The 15583-nt window shown below is 57.2% G+C and carries 16 protein-coding genes; 6 read left to right on the forward strand and 10 right to left on the reverse strand.

From position 1 onward, the window contains the following. Position 1: 1 nt before the first annotated feature. Positions 2-934 carry an MBL fold metallo-hydrolase gene (locus AC2FJW_RS10610; RefSeq protein WP_496750040.1) on the reverse strand — a complete coding sequence of 311 codons (933 nt, stop codon included), beginning with the start codon at positions 932-934 and terminating at the stop codon, positions 2-4. Between the two features lie 140 nt (positions 935-1074). Between AC2FJW_RS10610 and gltX the strand changes: the two genes are divergently transcribed. Then, positions 1075-2400, forward strand: a complete 1326-nt coding sequence (gene gltX, locus AC2FJW_RS10615; RefSeq protein WP_496696352.1) for a glutamate--tRNA ligase — start codon at positions 1075-1077, stop codon at positions 2398-2400. A gap of 52 nt (positions 2401-2452) precedes the next feature. Here gltX and AC2FJW_RS10620 read toward each other — a convergent pair whose 3' ends face one another. After that, positions 2453-3022 (reverse strand): gamma-glutamylcyclotransferase family protein, encoded by a 570-nt coding sequence (locus AC2FJW_RS10620; RefSeq protein ID WP_496750041.1) that lies wholly within the window; start codon positions 3020-3022, stop codon positions 2453-2455. Positions 3023-3115: 93 nt separating this feature from the next. On the opposite strand from AC2FJW_RS10620, the gene AC2FJW_RS10625 reads away from it, so the two are divergent. After that, positions 3116-3562, forward strand: coding sequence for an RrF2 family transcriptional regulator (locus tag AC2FJW_RS10625; protein WP_496676481.1), 447 nt, complete (start codon positions 3116-3118; stop codon positions 3560-3562). A 2-nt stretch (positions 3563-3564) separates the two neighbouring features. Here AC2FJW_RS10625 and AC2FJW_RS10630 read toward each other — a convergent pair whose 3' ends face one another. Further along, positions 3565-6093 (reverse strand): ABC transporter permease, encoded by a 2529-nt coding sequence (locus tag AC2FJW_RS10630; protein WP_496750042.1) that lies wholly within the window; start codon positions 6091-6093, stop codon positions 3565-3567. Then, positions 6090-6785, reverse strand: a complete 696-nt coding sequence (locus AC2FJW_RS10635) for an ABC transporter ATP-binding protein (protein WP_496696350.1) — start codon at positions 6783-6785, stop codon at positions 6090-6092. Before AC2FJW_RS10635 ends, AC2FJW_RS10630 begins: the two co-directional genes overlap by 4 nt. A gap of 26 nt (positions 6786-6811) precedes the next feature. On the opposite strand from AC2FJW_RS10635, the gene AC2FJW_RS10640 reads away from it, so the two are divergent. After that, positions 6812-7471, forward strand: coding sequence for an arylesterase (locus tag AC2FJW_RS10640; protein ID WP_496750043.1), 660 nt, complete (start codon positions 6812-6814; stop codon positions 7469-7471). Here AC2FJW_RS10640 and AC2FJW_RS10645 read toward each other — a convergent pair whose 3' ends face one another. From AC2FJW_RS10645 to AC2FJW_RS10670, 6 genes are all read right to left on the reverse strand, one after another. Further along, entirely contained in the window at positions 7472-8029 is a 558-nt protein-coding gene (locus AC2FJW_RS10645; protein ID WP_496750044.1) for a L,D-transpeptidase, read from the reverse strand. Positions 8030-8208: 179 nt separating this feature from the next. After that, a complete protein-coding gene (locus AC2FJW_RS10650; protein ID WP_142635630.1) occupies positions 8209-8415 on the reverse strand; it encodes a cold-shock protein in 207 nt (68 codons plus the stop codon). A 411-nt stretch (positions 8416-8826) separates the two neighbouring features. Continuing rightward, the gene (locus AC2FJW_RS10655; RefSeq protein ID WP_496696343.1) at positions 8827-9216 is read right to left on the reverse strand and encodes a hypothetical protein; all 390 of its coding nucleotides are present in this window, start codon (positions 9214-9216) and stop codon (positions 8827-8829) included. Next, positions 9213-9737 carry a hypothetical protein gene (locus AC2FJW_RS10660; protein ID WP_496750045.1) on the reverse strand — a complete coding sequence of 175 codons (525 nt, stop codon included), beginning with the start codon at positions 9735-9737 and terminating at the stop codon, positions 9213-9215. Before AC2FJW_RS10660 ends, AC2FJW_RS10655 begins: the two co-directional genes overlap by 4 nt. Positions 9738-9772: 35 nt before the next feature. Beyond that, a complete protein-coding gene (gene ettA / locus AC2FJW_RS10665; RefSeq protein ID WP_496750046.1) occupies positions 9773-11428 on the reverse strand; it encodes an energy-dependent translational throttle protein EttA in 1656 nt (551 codons plus the stop codon). A gap of 93 nt (positions 11429-11521) precedes the next feature. Further along, positions 11522-12811 (reverse strand): KAP family P-loop NTPase fold protein, encoded by a 1290-nt coding sequence (locus AC2FJW_RS10670; protein WP_496750047.1) that lies wholly within the window; start codon positions 12809-12811, stop codon positions 11522-11524. 187 nt (positions 12812-12998) lie between these two features. Between AC2FJW_RS10670 and AC2FJW_RS10675 the strand changes: the two genes are divergently transcribed. From AC2FJW_RS10675 to dacB, 3 genes are all read left to right on the forward strand, one after another. After that, positions 12999-13382: an MOSC domain-containing protein gene (locus tag AC2FJW_RS10675; protein ID WP_496750048.1), complete on the forward strand. Its 384-nt coding sequence runs from the start codon at positions 12999-13001 to the stop codon at positions 13380-13382. Between the two features lie 32 nt (positions 13383-13414). Next, positions 13415-14035, forward strand: coding sequence for a nicotinate-nucleotide adenylyltransferase (locus tag AC2FJW_RS10680; RefSeq protein WP_496750049.1), 621 nt, complete (start codon positions 13415-13417; stop codon positions 14033-14035). Positions 14036-14101: 66 nt separating this feature from the next. Then, positions 14102-15583 carry a D-alanyl-D-alanine carboxypeptidase/D-alanyl-D-alanine endopeptidase gene (gene dacB, locus AC2FJW_RS10685; RefSeq protein WP_496750050.1) on the forward strand — a complete coding sequence of 494 codons (1482 nt, stop codon included), beginning with the start codon at positions 14102-14104 and terminating at the stop codon, positions 15581-15583.

Below are 15583 nucleotides of genomic sequence, written 5' to 3' on the forward strand. Positions count from 1 at the left end.
GTTAACCCATCATCTGATAGCTGACCGGGACAAACCGGAACCCATCGCCGCGCGTCTCGACGTAACCGGCTGCGGGGAAGGGCATGTGATATCCGATCATCGGGATTTTGTCTGCTGCCAGCATCCCCAACACATTACGACGAGAAGCGGCGGCTGCGGCTTTGTCCATGTCGAATTTCACCTCCCACTCGGGTTGGGCGAAGGACCAGACATAGTGATTGGCCAGATCGGCCGTCAGCACCAGACGTTGACCGTTGCTTTCCAGATGAAAGACCGTGTGTCCGGGGGTATGCCCATGCGCTGAAACGGCGGTTATTCCGGACAGAACCTCGCCGCCATCGCCGACAAAGGTCATCTTTTCGGCCATTGGGGTCACTTTGGCGGCGACCAGATCGCCGACCCGATTGCCGGAATCCTGCGCGGCCCAAAAGTCATACTCGGATGATGCGGTGACATAGCGCGCATTCGGGAAAGTCGGCGCGTCATTTGTGGTCATGCCGCCAATATGGTCAGGGTGCATATGGGTGATGACGACGACGTCGATTTGATCCGGGCTCACGCCTGCATCTGCCAGTGCCGCCTGAATGCCGCCTTGCCCAAGGCCAGTATCAAACAGCACAAGTTCAGACCCGGTATTGACCAGCGTTGGTGTGAAAAAGAACTGGGCTTTATCGGCAGGAATAAAATTCTGGGCCGATACGTTTGCAAATTCCTCATCCGTGGCACCGCCGCCGAAAATCTCTTTGGCGCCATCGCGCGGCAGGCTGCCATCCAGCAGAGTTGTTACGGTGAAATCGCCCAACTGGAACGATTTCGCGATGGTTGAATTCGCTTTGGTATCGCTTGCTGCAGCCAGGATGGGGGTAGCAGCTGATGCAAAAGGCAATGCTGCCGCCGCGCCCAGTGCGGCCCTACGAGTCAGTGTAACGGTCATTTTGAGATCTCCCTGTGTGTGCCAGCACTTTGAAGATAGGGTATCGCCCGAGGATTGCCACCTGACGTTGGCGTGAACCGGTGCGGTGGCTGGACAATTTGCCCATCCTGTGAGAAGAGCCGCGCCAACAGGAGACTCCTATGACAACCACCCGTTTCGCCCCGTCACCCACCGGTTACATCCATGTGGGCAACCTGCGCACAGCGCTGATGAACTACCTGATTGCCCGCAAGGCTGGCGGCACGTTCATCCTGCGTATCGACGACACAGACCCCGAGCGATCGAAGGAAGAATATGTCGATGCCATCAAGCAGGACCTCGAGTGGCTGGGCCTGCATTGGGACCGGGTCGAACGACAGTCCGAGCGTCTGGACCGCTATGCCGAGGCAGCCGACAAGCTGCGCGAGATGGGCCGGTTCTATGAAGCCTTCGAAACCCCGACCGAGCTGGACCTCAAGCGCAAGAAACAACTGAACATGGGCAAGCCGCCGGTTTATGACCGCGCAGCATTGAACCTTAACGACGCCGAGAAAGACGCGCTGCGGGCAGAACGTGGCAACGGTGTCTGGCGCTTTAGGCTGGATCATGAACGGATCGAGTGGACCGACGGCATTCTAGGCGATATTTCGATTGATGCGGCCTCGGTCTCTGACCCGGTTCTGATCCGGGGCGACGGCCAAGTTCTGTACACGATTGCGTCGGTGGTCGATGATACCGAAATGGGTGTGACCGATGTGGTGCGTGGCTCGGACCATGTGACCAATACCGCGACGCAGATTCAGATCATCCAAGCGCTGGGTGGTACTTGCCCGCGTTTTGCACATCATTCTCTGCTGACCGGCCCCCAGGGCGAGGCGCTGTCTAAGCGACTGGGCACGCTGGCTCTGCGTGATCTGCGCGAGCAAGGCGTACAGCCGTTAGCATTGCTCAGCTTGATGGCGCGTCTGGGCTCATCCGACCCGGTTGAGTTGCGGACAGAGATGGCCGAGCTGATCGATGGATTTGACATTGGTCGTTTTGGTGCCGCGCCGACCAAGTTTGACGTTCAGGACCTGTTTCCGTTGACGGCAAAACACCTGCAATCTTTGTCATTGGCCGACGTTGCGGATGCTGTGGCAGATGCGGGCGTACCGGCCGAACTGGCCGAACCGTTCTGGGCCATGGCCCGCGAGAACATCACCACTCTGGCAGACCTGAAAGGGTGGTGGGAGCTGTGCCGTAACGGTGCCGAACCTCTGATTGCCGATGAAGACCGAGAGTTCATCACCGAGGCCGTGGCGTTGTTGCCAGAAGGCCCGTTCGACGGCGAGACCTGGGGGCAGTGGACCAGCGCGGTGAAAGACGCGACAGGCCGCAAGGGCAAGAGTCTGTTCATGCCTTTACGCAAGGCACTGACAGGGATGGAGCGCGGCCCCGAAATGGCAACCCTGTTACCCCTTCTGCAGGTGATCCGCGCGCGCGGCTGATCTTAGTGCCTTAGATTGTGATAAGGCGTGGTCTGCTGGCCGCGCCTTTTTTCTATAAGGTCTTTACGATCTGGGCTGCTATTCGCTTCAGCCGATCATCCACAAAATAAGTCTCATCCGGTTTCAATGCCTGGTGGCGTGGATACCGCGGCTCTGCCCGGTCATTCAGGATCGGGGCGTCCCAGCCATCAGTGGTGGCAAAAAAGCGATCGGCGCCCTCGGACCCGAACGCACGCAAATAGCCTTGCACAACCACGTCGATATAGCTCATCAGCAAGGGGTGGCGCCGGCTGGCCGCGGATTGACGGTCATCAGGTACGGCATAAACAGCGATCTCAACCTCGTGTGGCAGAGAATGGGTGACGGCCTTAGTCGCTGGTACGCGGTCGTAGGCCCACTCACGTTGATCCAGCGCGTCCCAGTCATTGCCTGGGACATGGGCAATCATGCCGTCGATTTCAGAAGTGAGATCCGGAATGGCGGTCAGGAAAGCGACCGGGCGCAAATCGGTATGCCGCCAGGCCCGCCGCCATCCCTTCAACTGCGCGGGATGCGGGTCGGGGAAATCGTGGGTCGCGAGGTTCACGAGGCTGCCGTAGCCAAAGAAATAGGGGTCTGCCATGCGGGATCACTTCTGACCGGGAATTGATGTATGTCAAACCGCTTTTTTGCCCAACATGCAATAAGGCAGCATGTTGAACTTAGGGAGGCAAACATGCGGATAACCAAGCGGACAAATATTGCTGTGCGCCTACTGATGTATTGTGCAGCAAATCCAGACAGGTTGGTGACCAAATCCGAGATCGCAAAGACCTGCAATATCTCGGAAAACCACTTGGCGCAGGTGATCAACCAACTCAGCCAGTTAGATTATCTGAGCACTCATCGCGGTCGCAATGGTGGTATGGTACTCGCTAGATCTGCTGATCAGATTCGGATCGGTTCGGTTTTTCGACATATCGAGGGCGACTTGCCGATTGCCGAGTGCTTTGCGGATGCCGACAATACATGCCCGCTCACCAACGCCTGCCGGCTGCGCCTTGCGCTGCGGGACGCGGCCGAGGTTTTTTATGCCTCGCTGGACGAAATCACGCTGGATTCGCTGGTGTGTGACAATGCAAATCTGCTGTCGATTTTGCAGCCCGTCGCCTGCGTCCGATAAACTCAGTCGCTGGCGCGCAAGATGCGCGCCGGGCGAACGGCAAGGGGTTTCAAGGCAAAGATCAACCCCGCGCCCAGCGTGACGATGATCCCGGCCAATACGATGCCGATGGCAGATTGCCAGATGACGTCAAAGCTGGTGTCGAAAATATATGTCGCAACCGCCCAGCCGCCGAGGATGCCCACCATCAGGGCTACAATTCCAGCGGCAGACCCCAGCAGAACAGCCCGAAGGGCAAAGCTGATCAATATGCGCCGTCGGTCGGCACCGATGGTCTTCAGGACTGCGGCCTCGTACCGCCGGGCTGGTTCACCCGCTGCCGCGGCGCCGATCAGGACCAGAAAGCCGGTTAGCAGCGAAACACCAGCCCCATAAGACGTCGCAGCGGCCAACCCGGCCAGCAGACCCGAGACCCGGTCAATCGCATCGCGGACACGGATTGCGGTGATATTGGGGAATTTACCCGCCAGATCACGAAGGATCGCGGCTTCGGCCTGCTCTTCGGCATAGACGGTGGCAATGAAGCTATGCGGGGCGCCGGCCAGGGCCGACGGGTTCATGGACATGATGAAACCCATCCCGGCGGTCGAGAAATCCACCTCGCGCAGAGAGGTGAGCTCTGCGGTGATGTCGCGCCCCAATATGTTGACGGTCAGTTGGTCACCCAGCTTCAGGCCCATCTCTTCGGCCTCTTCAGCGGCGAAGCTGACCTGAGGCGTTCCGGAATAGTCTTCGGACCACCATTCCCCGGCGGTGACCCGTGCGTTCGAGGGCGGGGCGTCGGAATAGGTGACCCCGCGGTCGCCTTCCAGTACCCAGTGGTCCCCGGCGACCTCAATCGCGGGCTGCCCGTTAATCTGCGTGATGATCCCGCGCAGCATGGGCGCGCTTTGGATCCGGCTTACGGCAGGGTCGTTTTCCAGCCGTTCGGTAAAGCCGGGCATCTGCTCTTTCTGGATATCGACGAAGAAATATGAAGGGGCGACATCGGGCAGGTTTCCTGAAATCGCGTTTCGCAGGGTGCCGTCGATTTGCCCGACTGCGGCCAGTACCGACAGGCCCAACCCCAGCGACAGGACAACCGATGCGGCCCCTTCGCGCGGATCGGAAATGGCCGACAGGGCCCATCGCAGGGGAGGATTCCCTCGGGCGGGTTTTGTGGTCAGGCGCGCCAGTTTGCGGATCGCCATCGCTGCAATCGAAAGCAGAACCAGCGCTCCGGCCAGCCCGCCGCTGGTCCAAAGGGTCAGGCGGGTCGATCCGCTGAAAAAGGCGGCTGCGCTGATCAGCGCCGCAAGCCCGATGCCTGTGGCCAGAACATATTTTGCACGAGGCAAGAAGCGCGCCGAAGACAGCGCATCGCGAAACAGGGTGGCTGCACGGATTTCTTCAGTACGGGCAAGGGGCCAGAGTGTGAATAAAAAGGCGGTGAGCACGCCGTAAAGCGCGGCTTCAGCCAAAGGCTGCGGATAGAACGAGAACACTGCGGGCACAGGCAGGCGAGTTTCGATCAGCGGCGCAAGCAGCAGAGGCACCGATCCACCCAATATGATGCCCAGAAAAATGCCGATGCCAGAGAGAATACCGATCTGGATCAGATAAGTCTGAAACACGGTCGCCCGATCGGCACCCAAAGTACGCAAGGTAGCAATGGTTTCAGTCTTTTGCGCCAGATAGGCGCGCACCGCTGCAGATACGCCGATGCCGCCAACAGCCAGCCCGGATAGTCCAACCAGAACCAGAAAAGCGCTGAGCCGGGCAACAAATTCTGAAATGCCGGGGGCACCGTTCCGTGCATCGGTCCACCGCATTCCGCTGCCTTCAAGGGCTTCGCTTGCCTGCGCCGAAAGAGCTGTAAGATCAGACCCCGGCGGCAGATCCAGACGGTATTTGGTGGAAAACAGAGTACCCGGTGCCAATAATCCGGAATTCAGCAAGTCCTGTGTGCGGATCAGCGTGCGCGGACCCAATCCAAACCCATCCGCCGCCCCGTCCGGTTCGTGGATCAGGGCTGCCGTCAGGACAAATTCCTGCGTCCCCAGTGAAAACCGATCCCCAACCGATAGCTGAAGCCGGTCGATCAGAGAGGGGTCCATCACGGCGCCGGGCAGCCCCAGCTGCCCCTTCAACGCGTCAGCCAGGGGCATCTGGGGCTCTAGTACGGGCTTGCCCAGCAAAGGATAGGCGTCATCAACGGATTTGACCTGCGTAAGCGCGCGCTGAGGTTCAGCATTCTGCTGCGTGACTGCCATTGACCGAAAATCTACCACTTCCGAGTTGGCCGTGGCTGCGCCGCTCATCCATGCGCGTTCGGCCTCATCCGCAAAGCGATAAGTGAATTCCAGCTGTGCATCCCCGCCCAGCAGAGCCGCGCCTTCTTGCGTCAGTCCGGTTTGGATGGCGTGGCGGACCGAACCCACAGCGGCAATGGCAGCGACCCCAAGTGCAAGACAAGCCAGAAACACCCGAAAACCGCGCAGACCTCCGCGCAGTTCCCGCCGCGCCAGCCGCCCGGCCATCCGCAGGCTCATTCGGCAGCCTCTTGCCTTGTGTCATCGGCAATCCTTCCATCGCGCAGCCGGACAACACGGTTACATCTGCGCGCAAGGCTGTGGCTATGGGTCACCAGAACCAAAGTAGCACCATGCCTGTCGCGCAGGCCAAGCAGCAGGTCAATGATGGCGGCTCCGTTTGTTTCGTCCAGATTGCCGGTAGGCTCATCCGCCAGCAGGATCTGTGGTCGCGGGGCAGAGGCACGGGCTAGCGCGACGCGCTGCTGCTCTCCACCGGAGAGCTGCGCTGGATAATGGTCGCGTCGATGCGTCAGCCCAACGGACTCCAATTCGGCTTCGGCCCGTTGAAAGGCATCTTTGTGACCGGCCAACTCCAGCGGTGTGGCCACGTTCTCAAGGGCGGTCATCGTGGGGATCAGGTGGAAATTTTGAAATACAACGCCCATGCTGTTGCGTCGGAACCGCGCGAGCTCGTCTTCGTTCATGCGGGTCAGATTTTGCCCGAGTGCGGTTACCTGGCCGCCCGTCGCCTGTTCCAGCCCGCCCATCAGCATCAGTAACGACGATTTTCCTGACCCGGACGGCCCAATCAGACCCAGTGTCTCGCCCTTGTGTACGGAAAGCGTGATGTCGTGCAGGATATCTACCTGACCGGCATTGCCATCCAGCGATAAAGCGGCATTTTCAAGTGATAGAACAGTTGAGATCATGGGTTGGTCCGAACCGAGGTAATCAAATGGGATATGGAGCAGTTGAGATGTTGCGCAAGTCTTTGATGCCGGTGCTTATCACGTGTTGCGGCTTTGCGGCCACAGCAGAAATCGTAGTGATTGCCGCTCTCGGGGATTCTTTGACTCAAGGGTACGGCCTGCCCGAGCAAGACGGATTTGTTCCGCAGCTGGATCGTTGGTTGAAAGATCACGGAGCGGATGTGCGCCTGATCAACGCGGGCGTATCCGGAGATACCACTGCCGGAGGGGCCGCGCGTGTGGACTGGACACTGACACCCGACGTGGATGGGATGATTGTCGCATTGGGCGGGAACGATCTGTTGCGAGGGCTTGATCCGGCAGTTGCACGCGCAAATCTTGAGACGATCTTGAAAGCAGCAGATGGCGCTGAGGTCGCCGTGTTGTTGGTCGGGATGCAGGCGCCGGGGAATTACGGCCCAGATTACAAAGCCGCATTTGATGCGATCTACCCCGATCTGGCGGATCGATATCAGACTGGATACGCGCCAAGTTTTTTCACAGGTTTGACTGCGGCAGGAAACCCCGAAGAAGTACGGGAACACATGCAGGCAGATGGCATCCATCCCAACGCCAGTGGTGTGGCCCTCATCGTTGAAGACCTTGGACCAAAGGTTTTGGAACTTGTGAAATCAGCAGAAGATTGATCAGACGACCGTCACAACTGTTCCAATCGGCACCCGCTGGTACAGGTCGATGACATGCGTGTTCAGCATGCGTATACATCCGTTCGAGGCCGCACGGCCTATGGTCTGCGGCTGAGTAGTCCCGTGAATTCGGAAATAAGTGTCAACGCCGTTCTGGAACAGATAAAGCGCCCGTGCACCTAACGGATTGCCGTCACCGCCAGGCTGCACATAGTCGTTATCCTTGAAACGAGCATATGTAATTGGCTCACGCTCGATCATTTCATTGGTGGGGCGCCAGGTGGGCCACTCCTTTTTGACGTCTATGGTCGCTGTTCCGGTGAACTCCAGCCCGGCTTTGCCCACCCCGCACCCGTAACGGATTGCCTTGCGAGGTTCTGTTACGAAGTACAGATAGAACGAGCGTGGAACCACCAGAAGCTGGCCTGGCAGGAATTGCTTTTTGATTCGAACAAATTGTGGAGTGGGGTCGTATTCGACGGCTTTCTTTGCCGACGCGGCGTTCGAAACAAGGCTTGCTGCTGCTGTTGCAGTCAGGAATGTACGGCGTGTCAACATATCAGCTCTCTTCAATACAACAGAAAAATCATGACCATAGTGTCCGGATGATATCCGATCCGGTCAATCGTCGGGGAAGAGTAACTGAATTGTGATGTAATCGCCGGGACACACTTTTACAGGTGGTCGCTCAGGCACAAATAGAAAAGGGCAGAGGAAAACCCTGCCCTTATAGCGGCTTACGCCAGCTGGATGTCGTCGGCGCTTTCGCGACCGTCACGACCCGAGCGCAGCTCGTACGTGACTTTCTGGTTGTCGGCCAGACCGGTCAGGCCCGAGCGTTCGACGGCCGAGATGTGTACAAAGATGTCTTTGCCGCCATCTTCGGGTGCAATAAAGCCATAGCCTTTGGTGGTGTTGAACCATTTTACGGTGCCTGAAGGCATATCCGTGCTCTCCTTATCTGGTGCTGCCCACGGAGTTGCGGCAGCCTGGCGTCGTCGTCTGTATCGATAGACTGAGCGCCGTAGAAGGAGACAGTGGGTCGAAATAGAAACGTTAGCACTCTGGGTATGGCATTGAGTGGCGCGTGTGACAAGGGTGGATTATCCGGAAGGTACTGTGTTTTCAGGGGTCAAGGGGTGTTTTAAACGGGATTCCGCCGAGCAATGGGCAACCCACCGCGTGGCCGAATTCGGCAAACCATCGTGACAATCGCGCGGATCGAGTTGATCCGGAATGGAGTGGTGGTGTCACCGTGGGCACGTTTGGAGAGCCGAAGGATTGCAGAGCCCAGCCTACAGAATTGGGAGGGAGGGGAGCGAACGCCCATCCTACGTTTGCATTAGGTTCTTTGTTCAGATCGGCTTTGCCAAGTCTCCTTGCTCGGCATCCAAATCTTCGACAACTGTCGATGGGTTCTCCTCAATTTCTTCCTCACCAATGCCCAGCAGTGCAATTGTACCAGTCTTTTTGATAATCCTCTTTCGCCCTGGGATGTTTCTCGTCGAAATGCTCTCGAGTGTCGATAGTCGTTCTTGAACGTGGGTTACTCGGGCTCGGCCGATGACTATTTCCAGCTGCCCGAGATTATCGCCGGTATCTGGGTCCACAATCTGTTCGCCAAGTCTAAAAATAAGGAACTTGTCGCCTACTTGTGCGCCATCCTTTTGGCCGCGGTTGATCGCTACTTTCTGCTCGTCAATCACGAAAACAACTTTCGCCAACTTCTCATAGGTGGTCGTCATTTGTAATGTCCCGGTTTGATAACAATCTGCTGTTTTGCCGCCCGCAACGTTTCCATATAGTTTACATCGGTGTCATCGCGTATCGCTAGCTGAACGAGGCCATTGGATTGGATGTTAATTACCTCGGCTGAGCAAACCATGCGTTCAAAATCGTCTTCCATCACAAATAGCATTGCTCCAACGCCAATACCTAGCCAAGGGCTGCCCTCAACTATGATAATGCCATCCTCTCTAACAACACGGACGGTCGGTGAAGACATGAACTCTTTTGGTTGCCAAGATAGAACAAGCCACGCGATCAATAGGATGGCATACCAGTAGAAACCGTTGATCAATAAAAGGCTACTATTTTCTGTTGCCCATTGGTTGCCATTCCAAAGAGATAACACCAAGAAAATCACACCAAGAAAACCGCCAATTGCGGCTATGGCGCCAGCGTAGCTTAGGACGTTCTTCTTAAAAATCGGATGCAACAATGTCGATTTCGCAATAATTCTCAGTACCGTGCGGCGAGTATGCACCAATTTCTTCGCCGCACAAGTTATCGCTCAATATTTTACCGCGCAAACTTCTTATGCTTCAACCGCTTCGGCTCCAGCGCGTCTGGTCCCAGACGGCGTTTTTTGTCCTCTTCGTAATCCTCGAAGTTGCCCTCGAACCACTCGACATGGGCATTACCCTCAAACGCCAGAATATGCGTGCAGATCCGGTCGAGGAAGAAGCGGTCGTGGCTGATGACCACGGCGCAGCCGGCGAAATCGACCAACGCGTCTTCCAGCGCGCGCAGGGTTTCGACGTCCAAATCGTTGGTCGGTTCATCGAGCAGCAGGACGTTGCCGCCCTCTTTCAGCAGGCGGGCCATGTGGACTCGGTTGCGCTCGCCCCCTGACAGCAAGGAGACCTTTTTCTGCTGGTCGCCGCCCTTGAAGTTGAAGGAGGAGCAATAGGCGCGGGAATTGACCTGCGCGTCGCCCAGCTGGATGATCTCGGCGCCGCCGGTGATCGCCTCCCATACGGTGTCGTTGTCCTTGAGGTCGTCGCGGGACTGGTCGACATAGGACAGTTCAACCGTGTCGCCAAGCGTGATGGTGCCTGCGTCGGGCTGCTCTTGACTAGTAAGCATCTTGAACAGGGTCGATTTACCGGCGCCGTTGGGCCCGATGACGCCGACAATTCCGCCGGGGGGCAGGGTAAAGTCGAGGTTCTCGATCAATTGCTTATCGCCCATGTGTTTGGACAGGCCTTCGACCTCGATCACCTTACCGCCAAGGCGCTGGCCGTTGGGGATGACGATCTGTGCGCGGGTCAGCTTTTCGCGCTCGGACTGTTCCGCCAAATCATTATAGGCGTTGATCCGGGCTTTGGATTTGGCCTGACGGGCCTTCTGGCCTTGGCGCATCCAGTCGAGTTCGCGTTGCAGGGTCTTCTGCTTAGACTTGTCCTCGCGGGCTTCCTGCTCCAGCCTTTTGGCCTTTTGTTCCAGCCACGCGGAATAGTTGCCCTCGTAAGGCAGACCACGACCCCGGTCGAGTTCGAGGATCCAGCCGGTGATACTGTCGAGGAAATAGCGGTCGTGAGTGACGATCAGGATGGTGCCCTTGTAGTCGATCAGGTGCTGTTGCAGCCAGGCGATTGTTTCGGCATCCAGGTGGTTGGTCGGCTCGTCGAGCAGCAGCATGTCGGGCGCTTCGAGCAGCAATTTGCACAGCGCGACGCGGCGTCTTTCACCGCCTGAGAGGTTGGCGATATTGGCATCATCCGGCGGGCAGCGCAGGGCCTCCATGCTGACGTCGATCTGGCTGTCGAGATCCCAGAGGTTCTGGCTGTCGATCTCGTCCTGCAGCTTGGCCATCTCATCCGCGGTTTCGTCTGAGTAGTTCATCGCCAATTCGTTATAGCGGTCGAGGACCGCCTTTTTCTCGGCCACGCCTAGCATGACATTTTCGCGCACGCTGAGGGTTTCGTCCAGTTTCGGCTCCTGCGGGAGATAACCGACTTTGGCGCCCTCGGCCGCCCAAGCCTCACCCGTGAAGTCTTTGTCGAGACCGGCCATGATCTTCATCAGCGTCGATTTACCAGCACCGTTGACGCCGACAACACCGATTTTCACGCCGGGCAGAAAGCTCAGGTGGATGTTTTCAAAGCACTTCTTGCCACCGGGATAGGTCTTGGAGACACCCTGCATGTGGTAGACATATTGATAGGCGGCCATGTCGCGTCCTTTGGGTCGGAGAAATTTGGTTGGGCGGTGTGATAGCGGATGCGTGGGGTGGGGGCAATCGTGGATGAATGCGCGACCCCTTACTTATTCGACTTCAAGACTTCTTGTGTCGAATACTTCAAGGTAATCTTCGCAGATCGAGGCCAGAAAGTTGTCTGGAAAACGTCTTCCGGTACTTCCGAAATACTCTTGATGGTGCTGTCCTGCCGCGTTCAACGCAGAGACCCAACCATCAATCTTCTCTACATCTATTTTGAAGATCAGTAGAAGATTTTCCAACGTTAATTCATTGTTTCTCATTTTTTCGTAGATGGTCGGAGCGCATATTTTTAACATCGCAGGAACCACCAAAAATTCGTATGGTGTCTCACGGATGCTTCGGAGTGGGATTAGCGCGAGAACAGTCAGTATCCGCTGAATTGTCCGAGGAGTCATCGGCGCGGAACCTAAATAGCGTTCTAGTAGGTCGCGAGTGATACCATGGATTTCCGGTGGTAACTTCAACTGTCCAGATGCAAAATCGAAGTATTGCACATAGTCTTGTGTGTATTGGATCTTTCTGGGCAGGTTTAACTTTATAGAATAAAATTTTTGAAGGTATGCGTCGGCTTCTGTTCCGCTTCCATACCTTGCTTTGACGCTATTTTGTAGTTGCTCCAGATTGACACCCAGAACAAAGTGGACGCCTCCTACGTTGAAAAAGTGTTTAACGATTTCGAGCAGCGAAAGCGCATAGTCTGGGCGGCAGCGGTCCAGCTCATCTACGACGATAACGAGTTTTCGAGCTGGCACTCCGTCCTTGTCAGGCTCAGTCAAGTCAATCAAAGCTTGCCTGAAACCCTCCATCGCTGCGCGTTTCCCGTTCTCTCTTTTCCAGAAACCGGCCACGGCTCCATCCAATTCTACGGAAGCAGTGTTGATTGCAGCCTCTGCCAGTTCGTCTGCTTTGGTCACAAGCCCAGCTGTCACCACTGAAACTCCGGCGCGAATAACTGCTCGACCGAGGGCGGGGGCTACATGTTTGGCCTTGTTCCAAGCCTTCTGAGCTTTTTTGTCATCGGCCTCGTCAAATCGGTCAGCAATTACTCCGGTCAACGCAATCAAAGGATCATCCAAAAAGTCATGTTTGAACGCATCGAAATAGACGGTCTGTGTTGTATTCTCTTCACGTTTTAAATGCTCACCAACCCAGCATTTCAGAAAGAACGATTTGCCAGACCCCCATTCTCCATCCAGAGCAATCACCAGCGGATCATCGATGCGTTCGACCAATTCTGACAGGTTGTCGCCAGTCGCCTCACGCGAGAGTTTGTCGTGCTCGGCAAAGCCGTCTTCATAAAGCTTGATCCTGGGTTCGGGAATGGTCAGGCGCATGTTTGGTTCCAATTCACAAATCAATCAGCGCTACTATTAGCGGTTGGGTCGGGAAGGGCCAGATGGCTAGAAAGGGGGAGAAGTGGAAATTTCGGAATCTCTTATGTCCCTGAAAAATCTCATAGCGGGCTGGGCGCAGTCGGGGAGGATTTCGTGGATTGGCCTCCGGTCGGCGCGGAGGGTGGACATGGTTTCGGTCGACGAAGCTATGGTTTTCGGCGAGGGGCTTAAGGGCGATCATAGCCGTCCGGGAAAGCGGGCAGTTACATTGATCCAGCAGGAACACCTGTCGGCGATGGGCTCTTATCTCGGGCAGGGCCCGGTCGCGCCTGAAATCCTGCGGCGCAATCTGGTGGTTTCGGGGATCAATCTGGCGGCGCTCAAGGGGCGTGAGGTGCTGGTGGGCGAGGCCATCCTGCGTTTCACCGTGATCTGCGCACCGTGCAGCCGGATGGAGGAGGCGCTCGGCAAGGGTGGCTATTCCACCGTTCGGGGTCATGGCGGTTGGTGCGCCGAGGTGGTGCGGCCCGGGCGGGTCAGGCTGGGCGACGCTGTGCAACCTGTTGATTGACAACCCCGCCGAGTTCTGAACATCAGCAAGAGATGCAGCGTAGCTCTATCCCATATGTACGGCCCGGGCAGGTCGTGGGGTTGTTCGGGGGGTCATTTGATCCGCCGCATAAGGGCCATGTGCATGTGACACTCGAGGCAATGAAGGCCTTTGGGCTGGATCGGGTGTGGTGGCTGGTCTCTCCGGGCAATCCGTTGAAAGAGCGCGGGCCTGCGCCATTGGCGCGGCGGGTGAAGGCAGCGCAAGCTGTGATGCAGCATCCACGTGTCGAGGTGACGGATATCGAGGCCCAGACCGGCACACGCGCCACGGCGGATACTGTCGCCGCCCTGCAGAAGCTTTATCCGCAGGTCAGGTTTGTCTGGCTGATGGGCGCGGATAACCTGGCGCAATTCCATAAGTGGAAGGATTGGCAGTCGATTGTTGAAACCGTACCGGTTGGCGTTGTTGCCCGTCCCGGAGACCGCATCTCTGCACGTATGTCCCCTGCGGCGCGTCGCTATGCCAAATACCGCATCGACGGGCAGGCGCGGCATTTACTGGGCCGGGCACAGGCCCCGGCATGGTGCTTTGTGAATGTACCGATGCTGGATGTCAGTTCGACCCAGTTGCGCATTCATGGGGATTGGGGCAACAAGGTGTTGCCTGAATAGCCCCTGTGGGCCCATAATTCGGATCTCAGGTTGTTTGCCTGTGATCTCTGAGATTTTAATTGACCCATGATTGATCGTTATTCGCGACGAGGATTTATTGCTGGTCTGGGCACGGCCCTGATGCCTGTAGCCGTTATGGCTGAGGCACCGCTGACGTCATTGAGGCCTCAGATTCGTGATGAGCCGATCGTAGGTGTTGTGCGCTTGGTCGAAGCCGCGAACCTGCGCGGCGAAGTCGCCTTTGCTGTAGCCGACGCTGATACAGGCACGGTGCTTGAAACCTATGGTGGCGACCGGGGTTTGCCACCGGCAAGTGTTGGCAAGGCCCTGACCGCGCTTTACGCGCTGAATGTGTTAGGTGCTGACTACAGGTTCGAAACTGCGTTGGTCGCTGAGGGGCCCATAGAAAACGGCATTTTGAACGGCGATCTTGTTCTTGTTGGCGGTGGTGATCCTTTGCTGGATACGGATGCGCTGGCCACGATGGCGGCAAACTTGCGCGAGGCCGGAATCACCGAGGTTCGCGGCGCGTTCAAAGTTTATGATGGCGCGTTGCCTTACGTGTTCAGCATTGATCCGGGGCAGCCAGATCATTTGGGGTACAGCCCTGCGATCAGCGGCATTTCTCTGAATTTCAATCGCGTGCATTTCGAGTGGAAAAAGCAGGGCGCCAGCTATGACGTGACCATGGATGCCCGAAGCACGCGCTATACCCCTGCAGTGGAAGTGGCGTCCATGAAGGTCGAGGGCCGCAACCTGCCGATCTATACCTACGAACCCAGCGCCCGTCAGGACCGGTGGACTGTTGCCAAAGGCGCGTTAGGTAGCGATGGGGCGCGGTGGCTGCCTGTCCGCAAGCCCGCGCTTTATGCAGGTGACGTTTTCAGAACATTGGCCCGATCCAACGGAATTGTGCTGGGGCGGACGCAGGTCACGCGGCAGATGCCGAATGGAACGCCTTTGGTCATTCATCAAAGCGACCCGCTCAAGAGCATATTGCAGGGCATGCTGAAATACTCGACCAACCTCACTGCCGAGATGGTAGGGCTCGCTGCCTCGAGGGCGCGCGGTACGCGACCGCAGACTTTGGCGGAGTCAGCCGCCGAGATGAACAGATGGGCCACAGAGACCTATGGTGTGACCGGGGTTGCGATGGTCGATCATTCAGGGCTTGGGGGCGATTCACGCGTAGCGCCCGAGGATTTGGTGGTCGCGCTGCTGGCGGCGCAGAAAGCCGGAGACCTCCGGCCTTTGCTGAAGAAATTTACCCTTGCCGACAGTCAGGGGCGGCCGGTCAAGGATCATCCGATCAGAGTGAATGCGAAAACCGGAACCCTGAACTTTGTCTCGGGCCTGGGCGGGTTCATAACCTCACCGGATGGGGCAGAGCTGGCCTTTGCGATATTCACGGCCGACATAGAGCATCGCGCAACGATCCCCCGAGCGTATCGTGAACGGCCCGAAGGCGGGCGGAGCTGGAATAACAGGTCGCGCAAATTGCAGCGCGCACTGATCGAAAGGTGGGGGAAGCTGGCCGGCAGCAGCTGA

The sequence above is a fragment of the Ruegeria sp. CDSA020 genome, from assembly GCF_059612345.1.

Coding starts and splice junctions, on each gene's coding strand:
- AC2FJW_RS10610 (WP_496750040.1), bottom strand. CDS start 934: ATGACCGTTACACTGACTCGTAGGGCCGCACTGGGCGCGGCGGCAGCA.
- gltX (WP_496696352.1), top strand. CDS start 1,075: ATGACAACCACCCGTTTCGCCCCGTCACCCACCGGTTACATCCATGTG.
- AC2FJW_RS10620 (WP_496750041.1), bottom strand. CDS start 3,022: ATGGCAGACCCCTATTTCTTTGGCTACGGCAGCCTCGTGAACCTCGCG.
- AC2FJW_RS10625 (WP_496676481.1), top strand. CDS start 3,116: ATGCGGATAACCAAGCGGACAAATATTGCTGTGCGCCTACTGATGTAT.
- AC2FJW_RS10630 (WP_496750042.1), bottom strand. CDS start 6,093: ATGAGCCTGCGGATGGCCGGGCGGCTGGCGCGGCGGGAACTGCGCGGA.
- AC2FJW_RS10635 (WP_496696350.1), bottom strand. CDS start 6,785: ATGATCTCAACTGTTCTATCACTTGAAAATGCCGCTTTATCGCTGGAT.
- AC2FJW_RS10640 (WP_496750043.1), top strand. CDS start 6,812: ATGGGATATGGAGCAGTTGAGATGTTGCGCAAGTCTTTGATGCCGGTG.
- AC2FJW_RS10645 (WP_496750044.1), bottom strand. CDS start 8,029: ATGTTGACACGCCGTACATTCCTGACTGCAACAGCAGCAGCAAGCCTT.
- AC2FJW_RS10650 (WP_142635630.1), bottom strand. CDS start 8,415: ATGCCTTCAGGCACCGTAAAATGGTTCAACACCACCAAAGGCTATGGC.
- AC2FJW_RS10655 (WP_496696343.1), bottom strand. CDS start 9,216: ATGACGACCACCTATGAGAAGTTGGCGAAAGTTGTTTTCGTGATTGAC.
- ettA (WP_496750046.1), bottom strand. CDS start 11,428: ATGGCCGCCTATCAATATGTCTACCACATGCAGGGTGTCTCCAAGACC.
- AC2FJW_RS10670 (WP_496750047.1), bottom strand. CDS start 12,811: ATGCGCCTGACCATTCCCGAACCCAGGATCAAGCTTTATGAAGACGGC.
- AC2FJW_RS10675 (WP_496750048.1), top strand. CDS start 12,999: ATGGTTTCGGTCGACGAAGCTATGGTTTTCGGCGAGGGGCTTAAGGGC.
- AC2FJW_RS10680 (WP_496750049.1), top strand. CDS start 13,415: ATGCAGCGTAGCTCTATCCCATATGTACGGCCCGGGCAGGTCGTGGGG.
- dacB (WP_496750050.1), top strand. CDS start 14,102: ATGATTGATCGTTATTCGCGACGAGGATTTATTGCTGGTCTGGGCACG.